Annotated in this window: 16 protein-coding genes; 4 read left to right on the forward strand and 12 right to left on the reverse strand. The window is 73.1% G+C overall.

Translation table 11 applies throughout. The features are described 5' to 3' along the window. Positions 1–9: 9 nt before the first annotated feature. The 11 genes from CIK06_RS17565 to CIK06_RS17615 all read right to left on the reverse strand — a co-directional run bounded on the left by CIK06_RS17565 (position 10) and on the right by CIK06_RS17615 (position 11,597). Positions 10–1,020 carry an amidohydrolase family protein gene (locus CIK06_RS17565; protein ID WP_095565742.1) on the reverse strand — a complete coding sequence of 337 codons (1,011 nt, stop codon included), beginning with the start codon at positions 1,018–1,020 and terminating at the stop codon, positions 10–12. A gap of 7 nt (positions 1,021–1,027) precedes the next feature. Further along, a complete protein-coding gene (locus tag CIK06_RS17570) occupies positions 1,028–2,110 on the reverse strand; it encodes a tripartite tricarboxylate transporter substrate binding protein (protein WP_157756817.1) in 1,083 nt (360 codons plus the stop codon). 177 nt (positions 2,111–2,287) lie between these two features. Then, positions 2,288–2,599 carry a thiamine pyrophosphate-dependent enzyme gene (locus CIK06_RS17575; protein WP_095565744.1) on the reverse strand — a complete coding sequence of 104 codons (312 nt, stop codon included), beginning with the start codon at positions 2,597–2,599 and terminating at the stop codon, positions 2,288–2,290. After that, complete coding sequence (locus CIK06_RS17580) at positions 2,599–3,756, reverse strand: thiamine pyrophosphate-binding protein (protein WP_198347913.1); 1,158 nt, start codon at positions 3,754–3,756, stop codon at positions 2,599–2,601. The genes CIK06_RS17575 and CIK06_RS17580 overlap by 1 nt, the downstream gene beginning before the upstream one ends. Before the next feature lie 126 nt (positions 3,757–3,882). Beyond that, entirely contained in the window at positions 3,883–4,719 is an 837-nt protein-coding gene (locus tag CIK06_RS17585) for an enoyl-CoA hydratase/isomerase family protein (RefSeq protein ID WP_157756818.1), read from the reverse strand. 19 nt (positions 4,720–4,738) lie between these two features. Further along, positions 4,739–5,923: an MFS transporter gene (locus CIK06_RS17590; RefSeq protein WP_095565747.1), complete on the reverse strand. Its 1,185-nt coding sequence runs from the start codon at positions 5,921–5,923 to the stop codon at positions 4,739–4,741. Positions 5,924–5,931: 8 nt separating this feature from the next. After that, a complete protein-coding gene (locus tag CIK06_RS17595) occupies positions 5,932–7,104 on the reverse strand; it encodes an acyl-CoA dehydrogenase family protein (RefSeq protein WP_095565748.1) in 1,173 nt (390 codons plus the stop codon). Then, the gene (locus tag CIK06_RS17600) at positions 7,101–7,877 is read right to left on the reverse strand and encodes an enoyl-CoA hydratase/isomerase family protein (RefSeq protein ID WP_095565749.1); all 777 of its coding nucleotides are present in this window, start codon (positions 7,875–7,877) and stop codon (positions 7,101–7,103) included. Before CIK06_RS17600 ends, CIK06_RS17595 begins: the two co-directional genes overlap by 4 nt. Next, positions 7,874–9,919 (reverse strand): acetate--CoA ligase family protein, encoded by a 2,046-nt coding sequence (locus CIK06_RS17605; RefSeq protein WP_095565750.1) that lies wholly within the window; start codon positions 9,917–9,919, stop codon positions 7,874–7,876. The genes CIK06_RS17600 and CIK06_RS17605 overlap by 4 nt, the downstream gene beginning before the upstream one ends. Beyond that, positions 9,916–10,644: an enoyl-CoA hydratase/isomerase family protein gene (locus CIK06_RS17610; protein WP_095565751.1), complete on the reverse strand. Its 729-nt coding sequence runs from the start codon at positions 10,642–10,644 to the stop codon at positions 9,916–9,918. Before CIK06_RS17610 ends, CIK06_RS17605 begins: the two co-directional genes overlap by 4 nt. Beyond that, on the reverse strand, positions 10,644–11,597 hold the full coding sequence (locus CIK06_RS17615; RefSeq protein ID WP_095565752.1) for a fumarylacetoacetate hydrolase family protein: 954 nt from the start codon (positions 11,595–11,597) through the stop codon (positions 10,644–10,646). The genes CIK06_RS17610 and CIK06_RS17615 overlap by 1 nt, the downstream gene beginning before the upstream one ends. A 183-nt stretch (positions 11,598–11,780) precedes the next feature. Between CIK06_RS17615 and CIK06_RS17620 the strand changes: the two genes are divergently transcribed. The 3 genes from CIK06_RS17620 to CIK06_RS17630 are packed head-to-tail and all read left to right on the forward strand — an operon-like array spanning position 11,781 to position 15,020. Then, positions 11,781–12,833 carry a tripartite tricarboxylate transporter substrate binding protein gene (locus tag CIK06_RS17620; RefSeq protein ID WP_157756819.1) on the forward strand — a complete coding sequence of 351 codons (1,053 nt, stop codon included), beginning with the start codon at positions 11,781–11,783 and terminating at the stop codon, positions 12,831–12,833. Between the two features lie 20 nt (positions 12,834–12,853). Continuing rightward, a complete protein-coding gene (locus CIK06_RS17625; protein ID WP_095565754.1) occupies positions 12,854–14,383 on the forward strand; it encodes a tripartite tricarboxylate transporter permease in 1,530 nt (509 codons plus the stop codon). Next, positions 14,361–15,020, forward strand: a complete 660-nt coding sequence (locus CIK06_RS17630) for a tripartite tricarboxylate transporter TctB family protein (protein WP_095565755.1) — start codon at positions 14,361–14,363, stop codon at positions 15,018–15,020. Before CIK06_RS17625 ends, CIK06_RS17630 begins: the two co-directional genes overlap by 23 nt. A gap of 68 nt (positions 15,021–15,088) precedes the next feature. Here CIK06_RS17630 and CIK06_RS17635 read toward each other — a convergent pair whose 3' ends face one another. Beyond that, complete coding sequence (locus CIK06_RS17635) at positions 15,089–16,042, reverse strand: DMT family transporter (RefSeq protein WP_232533691.1); 954 nt, start codon at positions 16,040–16,042, stop codon at positions 15,089–15,091. Positions 16,043–16,321: 279 nt separating this feature from the next. On the opposite strand from CIK06_RS17635, the gene CIK06_RS17640 reads away from it, so the two are divergent. Beyond that, entirely contained in the window at positions 16,322–16,780 is a 459-nt protein-coding gene (locus CIK06_RS17640; RefSeq protein ID WP_095565757.1) for an OsmC family protein, read from the forward strand. Positions 16,781–16,891: the final 111 nt, after the last annotated feature.

A 16,891-nucleotide genomic window follows, 5' to 3' on the forward strand; every position in this document is an offset into this window, starting at 1 on the left:
GGCCTCTCCTTACTGTGGGTCCGCGATGAGCCGGCCCAGGACCGCGGCCAGGTTGCCGCCGAGGATGGCGGCCTTTTCGTCGTCGGTGAACGCCGCCGAGGCGGCGATCTCCCTGGCCGCGTCGGTCATCCCCATGTCGGCCGGGTAGTCGGTGCCGATCACCACCCGGTCGGCGCCGACGAAGTCGACGAGGTGACGCAGGGTCCGCTCGTCGTGGGTGAGGCAGTCGTAGAAGAAGCGCCGGTAGAGCGCCGCCGGCGAGTGCTCGGGGGTCTTCTCGACCTCCTTGCGCACCCGGTAGGTGTGCTCCAGCCGGCCCAGGGCGGCGGCGACGTAACCGCCGCCGTGGGCCAGGCAGACGTTCAGCCGGGGAAGCTGCGCGAGCCGGCCGCTGAGCATCAGCGACGCGGCCGCGGTCGTGGTCTCCAGCGGGTTTCCGATCGTGTTGCGCAGGTAGTAGCGGTCCAGCGATCCGGTGTGCCGCTGGTCCATCGGGTGGATGAAGATGAAGGCGCCGAGGTCCTGCGCGGCGGTGAAGAACGGTGCCAGGGACTCCTCGTCGAGGTTGGCGCCGTTGATGTTCGTGCCGATCGCGAAGCCGGCCATCCCGGGCAGGGCCATCGCCCGCTCGATCTCGGCGACGGAGGCCTCGACGTCCTGGAGGGGAAGGGTTCCCAGGCCGAGGAACCGGCCCGGGAACCGCTTCGTCAGTTCGGAGAGTTCGTCGTTCACGTCCCGGGATGCCGCGATGTTGTCCGCCGCCGGTACGTCGTAGCGGAACAGCGGCGGCAGCAGCGAGAGCATCTCGGTGTCGATTCCGCGGTCGTCCATCCGCTCGACCCGGCGCTCCATCGACTCGAAGTGCCGTGGCGATCCGAAGGTGAACCGCTCCGAGCCGGTCTGCGAGACGAGGATGCCGGCGTCGTTGACGCTGAACAACGTGCCGTGCCAGTCGGTGCCCCGCTCGCGGGCGCGGCGCCCGGACTCGGGCAGGAAGTGACAGTGAACGTCGACTCTCATCGAACCCCTACCTCTGGTCGTAGGCCAGGCCGAGTTCCCGGATGACGGGTTCGGCGAAGACCTTGGCGTCCGCGACGATCTTCCGGGTCTGCTCGCCGTCGAGGATGATGCTGGAGGCGCCGGGCAGGTTGGCGATCCGCTCCTTCGGAGCCGCCTGCTCGCCGCCCTTCTTGAACAGTTCGAACAGCCAGTCCGAGTGGGCCTGGGGGACCTCGGGCGCGACGATGAATCCGCGGTAGGAGACCCACGGCTCGTCGGGCAGGCCGATCTCTGTGGTGGTGACCGCGTCGGACCACTCGGTGGGGGCCTTGGGCTCCTTCGAGACCACGAGGATGGCCTTGACCTTCCCGGCCTGCTCGTGGCTGCGGGCCACCGCCGGGGTCAGCATGGTCACGTCGGCCTCGCCGGCGGCCACGGCCGTCGCCGCGTCGACGCTGCCCTCCATCGGGATGACCTTCGACGTCCAGCCGTTGGCCCTCATCAGCCGGTTGGTGGCGATGTCGAGCAGGCTGCCCGAGGCCGCCGCGTAGCGCACGGTGCCCGGGTTCGCCTTCGCCGCGTCGACCATCTCCTGGTAGCTGGACCAGGGCGCGTTCGAGCGGGTCACCATGACGAACGGGGTCTGCTCGGTGACGACGATCGGGTTGAAGTCCTCGATCGTCATCCCGAACTCGTCCTCGATCGGCTCGGTGAGCAGATCGAGCGAGGCGCCGACCATCGCGGCCACCTCACAGATGTAGCCGTCCTTGCCGCCGGACTGGTCCTGCATGTACTGGATGCCGGCCCAGGTGCCGAAGGTGGGGTAGTTCTGGTCGCGGACCTCGACGGTGACCGGGGAGATGCCGCGCAGCGCCGTCTGCATCGCCCGGGCGTAGAGCCCGTCGTCGTGGCCGGGCGCGTCCACGTTGAGCAGGGTGATCGGACGGCTGGGGAACCCGTCGGGAAGGGGCTGGAGGACGCCGTCCTTGTATTCGGGGGTCCAGCCCTCGTTGCTCGCCCCGCTGTCGCCGCTCCCGCTGCCACCCGAGGTGCAGCCCGCGGCCAGCAGGACCAAGAGTGCAGCCGCTGCGGCATTCCTGAATCTCGTCACGATTGCCTCCGGAGTCTTGCCCGGTCCTTAGGCATAGGCGGAAGGGCCGGCTGCTGACGTTCCTGTTGGATTTCCAGTTGAATACACTGCGCACCTTGTATACAGCCAGCTAGAGAGGGGTGTCAACGAATCTGAACCAAGCCGAAACACTCTCGCAACACCAGCCCTGGGCGCGGCTCAGCCCGAGGACCGGGCGAACTTGTCGGCCACGACAGCCCTGGTCACCTGCGCATCCACCAGCACCGGGCCGTTCGTCGGCAGCTCCTCCGCCAAACGCCCGATGTCGTCGCCGTGCTCCCAGGTCACGGCCGGCACGCCGAGCGACCGGGCGACGCCGGCCAGATCGGCCCGCGGGAACAGCGCCACCTCCTCGGCCAGGCCGTGCCGGCGCAGGTGGTGGATCTCCGCCCCGTACGCCCGGTCGTTGAGCACCAGCACGACGACCCCGGCGCCGACCCGGCCGAGGGTCTCCAGCTCCCCCAGCGCCATCAACGCGCCGCCGTCCCCACCACGACCAGGGTCGGCCCGGCCCGGCCCAGCGCCGCGCCGATGCCGGTGGCCACCGACAGCCCCACCGCGGCGAAGCCCAACGCCGGCAGGTAGCGGCCCGCGCCCGCGCCGACGAGCTGGCTGGGAAAGGTCGTGAAGTGCCCGACGTCGGTGACCACCTGCCGGTCCGCCGGCAACGCCCGGTCCACCGCGCGCAGCACCAGGCGCGGATCCAGACCGCCGGCATCGGTGCCGTCGGCGAAGTCGCCCGCCGTCGCGATCCGGGCCGCCACCTCGCCGGTACGCCGGCGCGGCTCGCCACCGCGCACGGCGGCCAGCAGCCTGTCCACCGTCGCCGCCGCGTCCCCCGGCACCGCCACCCGCGCGTCCGGCCGGGGCGCCAGATCGCAGTGCACGACCCGCGACGCGGCCAGCAGGGTGTCCCGGTCGGTGGTGTAGCCGCCCAGACCCGCGCCCACGACCAGCGCCAGGTCGGATTCGGCGACCAGGTCCCGGGTCACGGCCGTGCTGTAGCCGCCACAGACGCCGAGGTCGAACGGGTCGCCGCGGAACAGGCCCTTGGCCGGCAGGGTGGTGGCCAGCAGGGCACCGGACCGCTCGGCCAGTTCCCGCAGCGCCGGCCCGGCACCGGCCCACAGCGCGCCGCGGCCGGCCAGGACCAGCGGGCGCCGCGCCGCGCGCAGCGCCGCCGCGGCCCGCTGCACGGCCCCGTCGTCCGGCTCCGGCACCGGTGCCCGCTCCGGCGCCGGGTCGGCGGGACGCTGCGGTACGGCCGGCGCCGCCAGCAGTTCCGCCCGGATGTTCAGCACCACCGGGGCACGGGTGGCCCCGGCGCGGCCGAAGGCGTCGGCCACGGCGGCGGCAAGCCCGGCCGGATCCGCACAGTCGAGCACCGCCGCCTCGGTCCAGCCGAGCATCTGCCCGTGGTCCACCCGCTGCGCGCTCCAGCCCGGCTCGGCGCGGATGTCCCCGACGATCAGCACCACCGCGAGTCGGTCCCGGACCGCCGAGCGCAGCCCGGTCAGCGCGTTGCTCAGCCCGGGCCCGTGGGTGACCGTGCAGACGGCGGGTCGCCCGGCGGACCAGGCGAACCCGGCCGCCATGCTGACGGCGGCGGTCTCCTGCCGGGCGCCCACGAAGCGCACCCCCGGGTCACCAGGGTGGCCGCGAGGGCCAGGTTGGTGTTGCCCAGCAGGCCGAAGATCGTCCGGGTGCCCGTCTCCAGCACCGCGTCGGCGACCACGTCGTACCCGTGCCGCATCTCACTCACCGTCCGGGGTGGTCGCCGTGGCGGCGCCGCCGGCGCCGCTCGTGCCGGGCGTGCCGGGCGGGCCTTCGCCGGCCGCACCGTGCTCGGCGGCGAGCCAGGCCCGGTGCATGCGGTTGGCCATCCCGCCGAACTGCCGCACCTGCGTCATCCGCTCCCGGTCCTGCGCCACCCGCAGGGCGAGCTTGGCGTAGCGCGCCATGTCCCGGGGCTTGTCGGCGACCTCCCGCGCGATCGCCAGCGCGGTCGCGCGGCCCTGGCCCGGTTCGGCGAGCCGGGCCGCCAGCCCGATCGCGGCGGCCTCCGCGCCGGCGACCCTCCGGCCGGTGAGGATGATGTCGCTGGCCCGTTGCAGTCCGACCATCCGCGGCAGCCACCACGCCATCGCGGTCGGCGCCAGCCCGAGCGCGAGGTGCGCCTCCGCGAAGTACCCGTCGGGTTCGACCACGCAGATGTCGGCGCTGAGCGCCAGTCCCATGCCCAGACCGACGGCCGGCCCGTCGACGACCGCGATGGTGGTGACCTCGCAGCCGTCCAGGAGTTCTGCCTCCCGCCCCATCAGTTGCGGCCACCGCCACGGCGGATCGGTACGGCGCCGCTGGTTGACCACGCCGAGGTCGGCGCCCGCGCAGAACGCCCGGCCGGAACCGCGCACGATCAGCACCGCCGCGTCCGGACGGTTGTTGATCCGCTCCACGATGTCCGGCAGCGCGCGCATCATCTCCTCGGTGACCGCGTTGCGCCGGTGCGGCCGGTCGATGAGCAGTTCGAAGACGCCCGGCTCCGGCTCGCCGACCACGAGGCCCGGCACCTGGTCAAACATCTCGTTCATGTCGCCCTCCACAGGATCCTCACGCGGCCTCCACCGCGGTACGCACGGTCAGCAGCACGGCCACGGCGGCACCGGCGGCCAGGCAGCCCAGCAGGATCCACAGCGGGCGGTAGCCGACGGCCCCGATCAACAGGCCGGAGAAGATCGGTCCGGTGGCCGACCCGACGGCCAGACCGGTCCGGATGACCCCGGTGGCGTACCCGGGCGCCCCCGGCAGCAGCCGGACCGCACCGAGGTGGATCAGCCCCTGCCAGGCCCAACCCAGCCCGTACGCGAGCAGCGCGCCGACCATCAGCAGCCGTCCGGTCGCGCCCACCAGCAGGAAGAACCCGACCGACCCGGCCGCCAGCACCAGCCCGCCCTGGGCGAACGCCTGCCAGCGGTACCGGTCCGCCAGCCAGCCCAGCGACACCCGCATCGTGATGTTGAGCAGGCTGGCCACCGCCACCGTCACGCCCGCCGCCGCCGGGGACATGCCCCGCCCCACCGCGAAGAGGACGAAGAAGGCGCTCAGCGAGCTGGTGGTGAACGTGGCGACGGAGAACGCCGCGGCCAGCGTCCGGAGCCGACGCCGCCGGCTGCGGTCCGCCAGGCTCGCGGCCCGGACTGCCATATCCCGCGACGCGCCCGCGTGGTCGCCGTGCCGCCACCGGGTCAGCCCGATGGCCAGCAGCGGGAGGCTGGCGGCGAACAGGAACGCCCAGCGCCAGCCGACCTGCTCGGCGAGGACCGGCACCGACACCCCGGCCAGCAGCGTCGCGGCGGGCACGGCGGCCTGCTTGATGCCGAAGGCGAGCCCCTGGCGGCCGGGCGGCACCGCGTCGACGATCGCGAGGTTTGTGGTGCCGACCCCGGCGGAGTGCACGATCGCGATCATCACCATGCCGGCGATCAGCAGCGCGGTGTTGGTCACCAGCGCGCCGAGCACCGCGATCGGTACCAGCGCGCCGAACGCGGCGATGTAGAGGCCGCGCTGCCAGCTCCGCCGGTCGACGATGCGGCCGAGCCAGACCGCGGTGCCGCCGGAGACCGCGTAGAACGTCCCGACCGCCAGGCCCAGGGTGCTCTCCCGCAGGCCGATGTCGCGCTCCAGGTACGGCGCGAGCGTCGAGACCAGGAAGACCGGCAGCATGATGGCGCTCTGCAGCGCGACGGCCGCGCCGACCGCCGACGCGGAACGGCCCCTTCCCCTGGTCGCGGCCATGCTGCTGATCAGGCACGCCGGGGCAGCAGGCCGCGGGCGATGACGAGCTTCTGCACCTCGGTCGCCCCCTCGACGACCCGGTTGACCCGAAGGGCCCGCAGCCAGTGTTCCAGCGGCATCTCCTGGCACAGGCCGATCCCGCCGTGTATCTGGATCACCCGGTCGACGACCTGGTACGCGGTCTCGGTGGCCACCAGCTTCGCCGTCGAGGTCTTCGTCGGCGACGGCCGCCCGGCGGTCACCCCGGCGGCGGCGTCCCGGACGATCAGCCGGGCGGCGTACAGCTCGACGGCACAGTCGGCGAGCATCCACTGGATGCCCTGCCGCTGCGCCAGCGGCCGGCCGAACGTCGAACGCTCCCCGGAGTAGTCGACCGCCATCTCCAGCGCCAGCGCCGCGACGCCGACCGAGCGGGCGGCCAGCGAGAGGCGGCCCCGGGCCAGCCACTTCTTGGCCAGTTCGAAGCCGCGGCCGGGCTCGCCCAGCAGGTTCTCCTCCGGCACCTCGACGCCGTCCAGCGCGACCTCGTAGGTGTGGTGGTCGCGGATGACGGCGACCTTGCGGTAGGAGAAGCCGGGCGAGTCGCGCGGGACGATGAACGCGGAGATGCCACCGCCCTTCTCGGCGGCGGTGCCGGTCCGGGCCAGCACCACGCCCAGCGGCGACTCACCGACCCGGCTGATGAACTGCTTGCGACCGGTGATCCGCCAGCCGCTCGGGATCCGCTCGGCGCGGGTCTGGATCGCCCGGGCCGGGTCGGACCCGCCGGTGGGCTCGGTGATCGCCACGAACCACTGCCGACCCTGCTCGATGGTGGGCAGCAGATACTTCGCCCGCTGCTCGTCGTCGGCCTCCAGGAGGAAGACCGGCGGGTCGTAGCCGAACGCCCCGTCGCCGGGGTCGGGCAACGAGTAGGTGTGCCGCACCGCCTGCTCCAGCACCGCGACCAGTTGGGTGGCGGTGAGCCCGGCGCCGCCGTACCCGGCCGGGGTGGCGAAGCACCACAGCCCGTTGGCCTTCGCCTTGCGCTGGAGTTCGGTACGCACGTCGGCGGGGATGCCGGTGGCCCCGGCCGCCCGCAGTTCCGCCTCCACCGGCGCGATCTCGCGCTCGACGAACGCCCGGGTGGTCTCCTCGAACGGTCGAAGCTCCTCGCCGCCCTCGGGCTCGAACGGGTTCATGCCCGGTCCCCCTTCCGCGGGCGGCGCGCGCGCAACGCCCGCACCGCCTCGCTGTGCTCCGGTGTCTCCTGCAGCAGCCCGAACGACGACCAGGCGGCCTCCAGGCTGTCCATGACGTCCATCTGGTGCGCCCGCTGGACCAGGCGTTTGGTGACCCGCACCGCCGGTGCCGGCTTGGCCGCGAGCCGCTCGGCGAACGCCGCGACGTCGGCGTCCAGGGTGTCGGTGACGCTGCGGTAGATGCCGAGTTCCCGCGCGGTCCCGGCGGGGACCTTCTCGCCCAGGAGCAGGATCTCCAGCGCCCGCGACGCGCCGACCAGGTGGGTGAGCAGCCAGGCGCTGCCGAAACCCGGGGTCAGACCCAGATCGACGAAGCCGAGCCGCAGGTACGCCCCGGGGACGGCGAACCGGAAGTCGCACCACAGGGCCAGGTCGACGCCGGCACCGATGGCCGGACCGTTGAGCCCGGCGATGACCGGCTTGTCGAGTTCGGCGAACCGGCGGGCCAGCCGCCCGACCCCGCCGGCCAGGTAGTCGCGCTTGGCCAGCGGCGACGGCCGCTGGTCGCCCATCCGGGCGGTGTCGCCGCCGGCGCAGAAGAAGTCACCGACCGCGGTGAGGACCACCACCTTGATCGAGTCGGTGCTGGCGGCGTGTTCAAGCTCCGTCGCCAGGTCGGCGAGGACCTCGGCGGACAGGGCGTTGCGCTTCGCCTCGTTCGCGATCCTGATCCGCCACACGCCCGGCGCGGTCTCGGCGCTCTCGACGGTCACGGCTGGCCTCCCGAACCGGTCCGGATCTCGATCAGCGCGTCGGCCACGACGGCCTGGCCGTCGTCGGTGAGAAACACCGGGTTGACCTCCACGGTGTTCGCGGGGATGGTCTCCATCGCCGCCAGCAGCGCGGCGACGGCGTCCGCGTGGGCGTCGGCGAGGCCGCTGACGGCCCGCACCTCGGCCGCCCCGACCGGCCCCCACTGCCAGCGCACCGCCCCGGACCGCTCGACGTCGGAGCCGCCGGGGCCGATGCCGACCAGCGGGCCGAGCCGCGGATGCCGGATCCGGGCGACGAACAGCTCCACCCCGGTGACCTGGCGTTCGAGCAGGATCGTGAAGTCGTCCGGTGTCTTGCGCCGGCCGATGGCCGTGAGGGCGTCGAACGCCGCGCGCACCGCGTCGGCGTTCCACAGGTGCAGCCGCACGCCGCCGTGCTGGGCCTTGTGCGGCATGCCGGGGCTGACCAGCTTGGCCACCACCGGGAAACCCAGGTCGGTCGCGACGCGTACCGCCTCCTGCGCGTCGGCGGCGGTGCCGCCCGGGGCGACCGTGGCGCCGGCCTCGCGCAGCAGCCGCTTGCCGGCGATCTCGTCGAGCAGGGTGGTCGGTCCGGTGCCGCCGTCCCGCGTCGGCCGCGGCCCGGCGGCGCGGCGGGCGAAGGCGGCCCGGCGTGCCGCCGCGTCCACGGTGGCCCGCAGCGCGCCGGTGAGGTCCATCGGCTCGGAGAAGGTGCTGACACCGGCGTCCCGCAGCGCGCTCGCCGCGTCGGCGGACAGGATGCCCAGCGCGGCGAACGCGGCGTCGGGCCGGGAGGTGGCGGCCTCGACCAGCCGTTGCAGGGTACGGTCGCCGGCGCCGGCGAGCCCGTGCGCGATGAAGACCGCGAGCAGGTCGATCTCGCCGCTGTCGACGCAGTCGCGCAGGATCCGCGGGAACGTCTCGGGCTGGTTGATCACCTGGGCGGTGGTGTCCACGGGATTGGCCGGGTGGCTGAACGGGGCGTACCCGCGGATCCGCTCCTGGACCGGCGCGGACAGGGTGGGCATGGTGATGCCGTTGGTCTCCGCGGCGTCGGCCATCAGCACGCCCACACCGCCCGAGGTGGAGACGAAGCCGAGCCGGGGATCGGCCGGCAGCGCCGGATGGTCGACGGCGACCTGGAGGAAGTTGACCAGGCCGGCGATCGAGCTGGCCGGGTAGCCGCCCGCGCTGGCGATCAGGTCGCCGAGCAGGTCGTTCTCGTCGCCGATGAGGGCCGCCGTGTGTGCCTGGCTGGCCAGCCGGCCGATGGTCGAGGTGCCGGCCTGTAGCACGGCGGTGGCGATGCCGGCGGTGGCCAGCGCCCGCAGGGTGTCGTGCAGGTCCTCCAGGTCCCGCACGGTCTCCAGGCTGAGCGCGATGCCCCGCACCTGTCCGCGTTCGGCCAGCACCCGGGCCAGTTCCAGAGCCGTGATGTCGGCCTCGTTGCCGGTGTGGAACCAGTGCCGCACCCCCAGGCCGATTCGCCGGCACCAGTTGACCAGGTACGTGCCGACCGCCGCGCTCTGGGTCACGATCGCCAGGTCGCCCGGGGTGGGCCGGGCCGAGTCGATGACCGGGGTGAACGCGAAGAAGGCCCGGCCCGCGACATCCATGAAGCCGTTGCTGTTCGGGCCGAGCAGCCGCATCCCGTGCCGGCCGGCGATCTCGGTCAGCCGCTGCTGCAACGCCCGGCCGGCGTCGTCGGTCTCGGCGAAGCCGGCGGCGACCACCGACACGTTGCGGGCGCCGGCCCGGCCGGCCTGCTCGACCGCCTCGGTGACCCGCTCCCGGGGCAGCGCCACCACCACCCAGTCGGGCGCCTCGTCGAGGTCCGCGAGGCTGGGCCGGGTGCGGATGCCGAAGACCTCCTCGCGGTTGGGGTTCACCGGGATGATCCGGCCGGTGAAGCCGGACTCGACCGAGTAGCGGACCAGCCGCCCCCCGATCCGGTTGGGGTCGGCGCTGGCGCCGACGACCGCGATCACCCGCGGCTCGAAGAACGGATCCCAGTCGGTCATGCCGGCTTCCCGAGCCTCTCGATGGCCCGTACCAGGCCGACGCGTCTCATGGTGGCCTCGTACCCTTCGGTCTGTGCCTCCCGCAGCAGCGCCTTGGTGTGCCGCAGCAGGCGGGGATCGGTGCCGAGGAACGGCGCGACGAGGCGCTCGTGCGCGGCTTCCAGTTCGTGCGGCGCGACGATCGCCTCGAACAGGCCGAGCGCGCCGAGGTCCTCGGGCGGCACCGGCCGGTGGTGGGCGCAGAACCGCAGCGCCCGGCCCACGGTGGTGGCCCGCGGCAGGTACCAGGCGGCGACGCTGGGCGCCATGCCGGCGCGCAGGTGACCGTCGTAGAGCTTGACCCGGTCGGTGGCGATCCGCAGGTCGCACTGGAGCGCGAAGCCGAGGCCGCCGCCGACGACCGCGCCGTCCAGCAGCGCGACGGTGGGCATCTCCAGGGCGCGGAACATGCTCGACTCGTGGCCGCCGGCCGCCGGGACGGGCCGGCCGGAGTCCCGGGCGCCCACCTCGGACAGTTCGGCGGTGTCCCGGCCCGAGCAGAAGTCGCCGCCGGCGCCGGTGAGCGTGACGAGCCGCACCGTGGGGTCGTCGTTCAGTTCGCGGGCGCACCGGTCCAGCTCGCGGAGCATGGTGTCGTTGAAGGCGTTGCGCCGCTGCGGACGGTTCAGGGTGATCCGGACGGCGCCCCGGTCGTCGCGGGTGACCTCGATCGTGGTGTAGTCCATCAGGCTCCGCCCGACCGGCCGACGAACGTGTTGGCGATCCGGCCGACCTCGGCGATCTCGATCTCGACCCGGTCACCGTCGCGCAGCCACCTGCGGGGCCGCATGCCGCCGCCGATGCCGGCCGGCGTGCCGGTGAGGATGACGTCGCCCGGCTCCAGCGTCATGATCGCCGAGATGTACTCGATCAGGAACGGGACGTCGAAGACCATCTCGCCGAGGGTCGCCGACTGGCGCCGTTCGCCGTTGACGTGCGTGGTCAGGGAGAGCCCGGCCAGGTCGTCGGCGGCCCGGGGCTTGCTGATCCACGGGCCGAGCGGGCAGAAGTGGTCGAACGACTTGCCCTGCAGCATCTCCTTGGTCCGGAACTGGTAGTCCCGGGCGGAGACGTCGTTGGCCACCGCGTACCCGGCGACCGCGTCGTCGGCGTCGTCCCGGGTGGCGTACCGGGTCCGCCGGCCGATGACCACCGCGAGTTCGCCCTCGTAGTCGATGCGGTGCGAGGCCCGCGGGATCGGCACGTCGGCGTGCGGGCCGATCAGGGTGTTCGGGAACTTGGCGAACAGGATCGGGAACTCCGGGACCGTCCGCTCGGCCTCGTCGGCGTGCGACAGGTAGTTGAGTCCGACACCGATGATCTTCTGCGGTTGGCTCACCGGAGCCCGCAGGGTCACCGCGGCCAGCGGCACGGTCCGGCCGGGTTCGGCGGCGGCACCGGCCGCGGCCGTGGCGACCAGGTCCGGCCAGCCGTCGATGGCCAGGAAGAGTTCGAGCCGGCCGGGCTCCGCCCGCCAGCGGGCCGCACCCGGCCGCTCGGCCGGCAGGGCGTCCGCGTCGAGTGTCGCGGCGAGGTCGATGACCAGGTCGCCGACGACAAGTCCGGCCCGTGCTCCCGGCTGGTCGTCGGTCCGGTACGCGACGAGTCCGGGCGCACGGGCCGCCGTCTGTTCATCCATCCGAAGGTCCTCCTCGGGCTCCCCCTTGAGGAGCTTGCATGCATTGTATGCAGAGCGTACGGTGCGTCAAGGATGAGTTTTTCCCATCCCTTGAAACTGCATAATGCGATGCATACACTGCATGCACTTCGGGTGAACTTCAAGTCTTTCTCCGTCCCCCACACAAGGAAGACGAGCACCGAGATGAAGACATCACGACTGCGCCCGACCGTCCGAATCCTCGCCGCGGCCTGCGCCCTCACTCTCCCGCTGCTCGCCGCGTGCAGCGGCGGGGAGAGCACGGCCGACGGCGACTCGGACGGCAAACTGGCCCCGCTGGCGGACGGCTTTCCCAGCCGATCCATCACCCTGTGGAACACCTTCGAACCCGGCCACACCGACGACCTGCTCAACAAGGCGTTCGCCGAGGTGGCCCGGAAGTACTCCCCCGTGCCGATCATCACCGACAGCCGCCCCGCACCCGGACCCGTCTCCTGGTACGGCCACGTCGAGTTCCTCAGCGGACGCGCCAACGCCAAGGACGGCTACGACCTGTACGCCGTCTCCTGGGCCGGCGCGACCGTGCGGCCGTGGACGGTCCAACAACTCGCCGACGCGAAACTCGAAACGCTCAAGCCCGTCGGCGTCGTCGAACAGGCGCCGTTCGTGTTCGCCGTCCCCAAGGAGAGCCCGTACGACACGCTGGCCGACGTCGAGCAGGCCGCGAAGGCCGACCCCGGCAAGCTGCGCGCCGTGGCCGGGCAGACCGGCAGCCTCATCCACTCCACCCTGGCCGTCTGGCAGGCGGCGAACGGGATCGCCAAGAACGCGATCCGGTTCATCCCCACCGGCGGCAGCGGCGAGGCCCTCACCGTCATCCGCGGCGGCGGCGCCGACCTCGCCGTGGTCACCTACTCGGCAGGCATCGAGGACCAGATGAAGGTCCTCGCGGTCAGCGGCGAGGCGCCGTTCGCCGGGCTCCCGGACGTTCCGGTCGCCCAGGCCGGGGGCAAGCCCATCCCGGTCGGCAGCGAACGCGGCTTCGGCGCCCTGCCGGACGCCCCGCAGGAGCACCTCGACTGGTTCTACGAGCTCATGCAGAAGGTCGCCGCCGACCCCACCTTCCAGGAACGCCAGCACGGCTTCGACTTCAACGTCCGCGACGGCGCCTGGGTGCAGGGCTACCGGCAGCAGATCGTCGACACCGTCATACCCGTACTGGAGGAAAACGGGCTGACCACCGGTCTGCGCAAGTGACGGTCGGAGGGTGACCGGAGGTGCTTGAGAACCTGCCCGCGGCGTTCGAGGCCGCGCTGCATCCCCGGGCACTGATGTTCATCGTGGTCGGCATGGTCGCCGGGATCATTCTCGGCGCCATGCCCGGCCTCGGCCCGACCATGGGCATGGCGATCCTGCTGCCCTTCGTCATCCGGGTCGACCCGCAGTACGGGATCTTCCTGTTCAGCGCCATCATCATCGGCGCCGGCTTCGGCAACGCCCTGCCCGCCGTCTTCGTCGGCATCCCTGGCACCCCGTCCGCACTGCTGACCGTCGAGGCCGGCCGCCCCTTCGCGCTGCGCGGCGAGGGCGGCCGGGCCCTGCTCGTCTCGCTCTTCGGGGCCAGCGTCGGGCAGGTCTTCGGGGTGCTCTCCTTCCTGTTCCTCATCACCCCGCTGCTGGCGCTCTCCACCCGGTTCCTCTTTCCGGAGTTCTTCGCCCTCGAACTGCTCGGGATGACCGCCGCCGCCGCGCTGATGGGCCGCAACCCGGTCAAGGGCATCGGCGCGATGTTCATCGGCATCCTGATCGCCCTCGTCGGGCCGGACCCGGTCACCGGCCAGCCCCGGCTCACCTTCGGCGTGGACGGCCTGGACCAGGGCATCGAGGTGGTGCCGGCGCTGATCGGCCTGCTCGCGCTCCGCGAGATCTTCGTGTCGCCCGCGACCAGCGCCGGTGCCCGCGTCGGCGACGCCCGCCGCGGCGTCATCCGGCTGCCCCGCCCACGCGCCGACGACCTCCGGGAGGCCACCGCCCCGGCGGCGGTGGGCTCCGCGGTCGGGCTGGCCATGGGGCCCCTGCCGGGGGCCGGGCCGACCACCGCCTCGTTCATCTCCTACCGGCTGGTCACCCTGGTCCGGCGCTGGCGACGCCGGCCGGAGGAGGGCTCCATTCCGGGGATCGCCGCCACCGACGCGAGCCAGAACGCCTGCGGCACGTCGAGTCTCATCCCCACCCTCGCGCTCGGCATCCCCGGCGACCCGGCCGACGTGCTGATCCTCGCCGCGCTGACCGCGCAGGGGCTGATCGTCGGCCCGCAGTTGGCCAAGAGCGACCCGACGCTGCTGCCGGCGGTCGGCGCCGGACTGCTGATCAGTACGGTGCTGATGGTGGTGATCGGCTACCTGGCCATCTGGCCCAGCGCGTTCCTCGCCTCGGCGCCCCAGCGGATCATCACCTACGTGGCAGTGCTCGCGATGATCTCGGGTGTCTACGCGTACCGGCAGTCCATGGTGGATGTCTGGGTGTGCCTGGGCGCCGGCCTGCTCGGCTACGCGATGTGGTGGGCCGAACTGCCGGTCGCCCCCGCCGCGCTGGCGCTGGTCCTGGGCAGCGCGGCCGAGAGCGACCTGCGCCGCGGCCTCATCCTCACCGACGGCGTCGGCGGGTTCCTGTCCCGCCCGATCACCGCGGCCATCCTCGCGCTGATCGCCGTCATCCTGGCCGGCGGCGCCGTGCGGCCGGCGCTCGCCGCCTGGCGCACATCACCCAGCACGGGAGGACACGATGTTCCAGAACAGGCGCGGTGAACTGGTCGCCGCGGCGGCACTCTTCGGCCTCGGCGCGACCGTCCTGGTCTCGGTCCGGCGCACCCCCGACGTCCCGGTCGAGGACCCGCTCGGCCCGTACGGGCTGCCGCGGGTCCTCGCCGTCGGCCTCATCGCCGTCGCGGTGGCGATCGCCCTGCAGGCGTGGTGGGCGGCGCGACACCGGACCGGGCCGGCCAGCGCGACGGACCCGGCGGACTCCGCCGCCGTGGCCGCGGCGGGGTCAGTCACCCCGACAGATCCGGCCGCCCCGACAGATCCGGCCACCACGGCAGAGCCGGCCACCACGGCAGAGCCGGCCACCACGGCAGAGCCGGCCACCACGGCGGTTCCGGTTCCCGCGGGTGCCGCCGCGGAACCGGAACCGGAACCGCCGGCCGCGCCGCGGCGGCGGCCGTACGGCGCGCTCACCATCGCCGCCACCATCGGCTACGTGCTGCTGCTGCCCGTGCTCGGCTTCATCGTCGCCAGCGTCCTGTTCGGCGTGGCGCTGCTGCCCGTACTGGGCGCCCGGAGCCCGCGCGCGGTCGTCCTGGTCCCGGCCGGCGCGGTGGCCCTGCTCTGGCTGCTGTTCGTCTACTCCCTCGACGTCGGGCTGCCCACGTTCCTCGGCCGCTGAGCGGCGTGGCACCCGCGGCCCGGCCGGCCGGACGGCCCGGCCGGTGCGCGACCGGCCCCCGGGGCTGCTCAGCGGGCCGCCTCCGGGGTGCCCGGCACCGCCGGCTCCGCGCTCCCGGCGGGCTCGGGCACCGGAGCGACCCGGCCGGCACGGCCCGCACGGCCCGCACGGCCGACCCCGCCGGCACGGCCCGCACGGCCCGCACGGCCACGCGACACGGCCACCCCGGCCAGGCAGAGCAGGCCGCCCAGCACGGCCAGCGGCCGGGGCACCTCGGCCAGGAAGAGCCAGGACAGCAGGACCACCACGACCGGTACGACGTAGGTGGTCGCCCCCATCCGCCCGGCGGTCGAGCGGGCCAACGCGTACGCCCAGGTGGTGAACGCCAGCGCGGTCGGGAACACGCCCAGGTAGGCGACCCAGAGGATCATCGGCAGCGGCGCGACCGTCAGCTCCGACGCGAGCTGCCCGGCGAACGGCAGGCAGGCCAGCGCGCCGATGAGACAGCCGAACGTGGTCACCTGCAACGCGGAGGCGTGCCGCAGGGCCGGCTTCTGCGCCACCACGCCTGCCGCGTACGCCACGGCGGCCACCAGGCACAGCAGCACCCCGCCGGCCGAGGCCCGGCCGTCGGAACTGGCCAGGCCCACCACGGTGGCACCGGCGGCGGCCACGGCGAGGCCGGCGAACAGTCGGGGCGGAAACCCCTCACCCAGCAGCCAGCCGCCGAGCAGCGCCATCACGATCGGTCCGACATTGACGACCATCGCGGCGGTGCCGGCATCGACCCACCGTTCGCCCCAGTTGAGCGCCACCATGTAGAGCCCGAACCACAGCACGCCGGAGAGCGCGATGCCCGGCCAGGCCGCGCGCGGCGGAAGGCCCTGGCGCCGCAGGAGGAGAAAGGCCAGCAGGGTGACCGCACCGGCCAGCAGGCGGCCCAGCGCCAGCGCGCCCGGGGAGAAATGGGGTGCGGCGGCCCGGATGGCAACAAAGGCCGAGGCCCACAGAACAACCGTCACCGACGCCGCCAGCAATGCGCCGCGTGATGCGCCGGCGGCGATTCCGGATTTCTCCGCCATCAGTATTTCCTCCCCGTTTCCTGACGCGACGGCCGCAGTCGCGGCCGAGCCGCACGTCATTACGTGTCAAGTCGAGCCGATGAGATCCACAACGGACAAAACCAACAGTATTATACCGTTGGACGTCCAAGCAACCGACAGGCCGCGCCCGTGCGCACTTCGCCGTTGTCCACCATTTCGCCGTCGACCCGTCCGGCCACCCGTGGTATCCCTTTGGCCATGACAATTCACTCGTACGACGTGGTCGTCTCCTGGTCCGGCGGCGGTGCCGCCGGCGGCACCGGTCGGCGCACGCACGGCCTGGTCAGCGCGGACGGCCCGGATCCGCTGGCGGTCGCCGCGGACCCGGCCCTGGGCGGCGACCCGGACCGGTGGAATCCGGAGCAACTGCTGGTGAGCGCGCTCTCGACCTGCCACATGCTTGTCTACCTGCACCTGTGCCGGCGCCGCGGGGTGGAGGTGATCGGCTACACGGACCGGCCGCACGGTGAGCTGGCCATCGACCGCGACGGCGGCCGGTTCACCGAGGTCACGCTCGCACCGTCGGTGATCGTGACCGACCCGATGATGATGGACGAAGCGGTCCGACTGCACGGGGTCGCCCACAACGCCTGTTTCATCGCCAAGTCCGTCAATTTCCCGGTCCGGCACCGGCCCACGGTGTCTGTCGGATTGTGACTCCTGGCCGGGCGGAAGGTGTCGGGACGGCGTCCGGCAGTCGAAAAATGCGGTGGCCGGCGATGGAGCGGCCCGGCCTCGGCCAGCAAAATTAAGCAGATACATACCACC

Origin of the sequence: Plantactinospora sp. KBS50, from assembly GCF_002285795.1 — a bacterium.
Lineage (GTDB): Bacteria > Actinomycetota > Actinomycetes > Mycobacteriales > Micromonosporaceae > KBS50.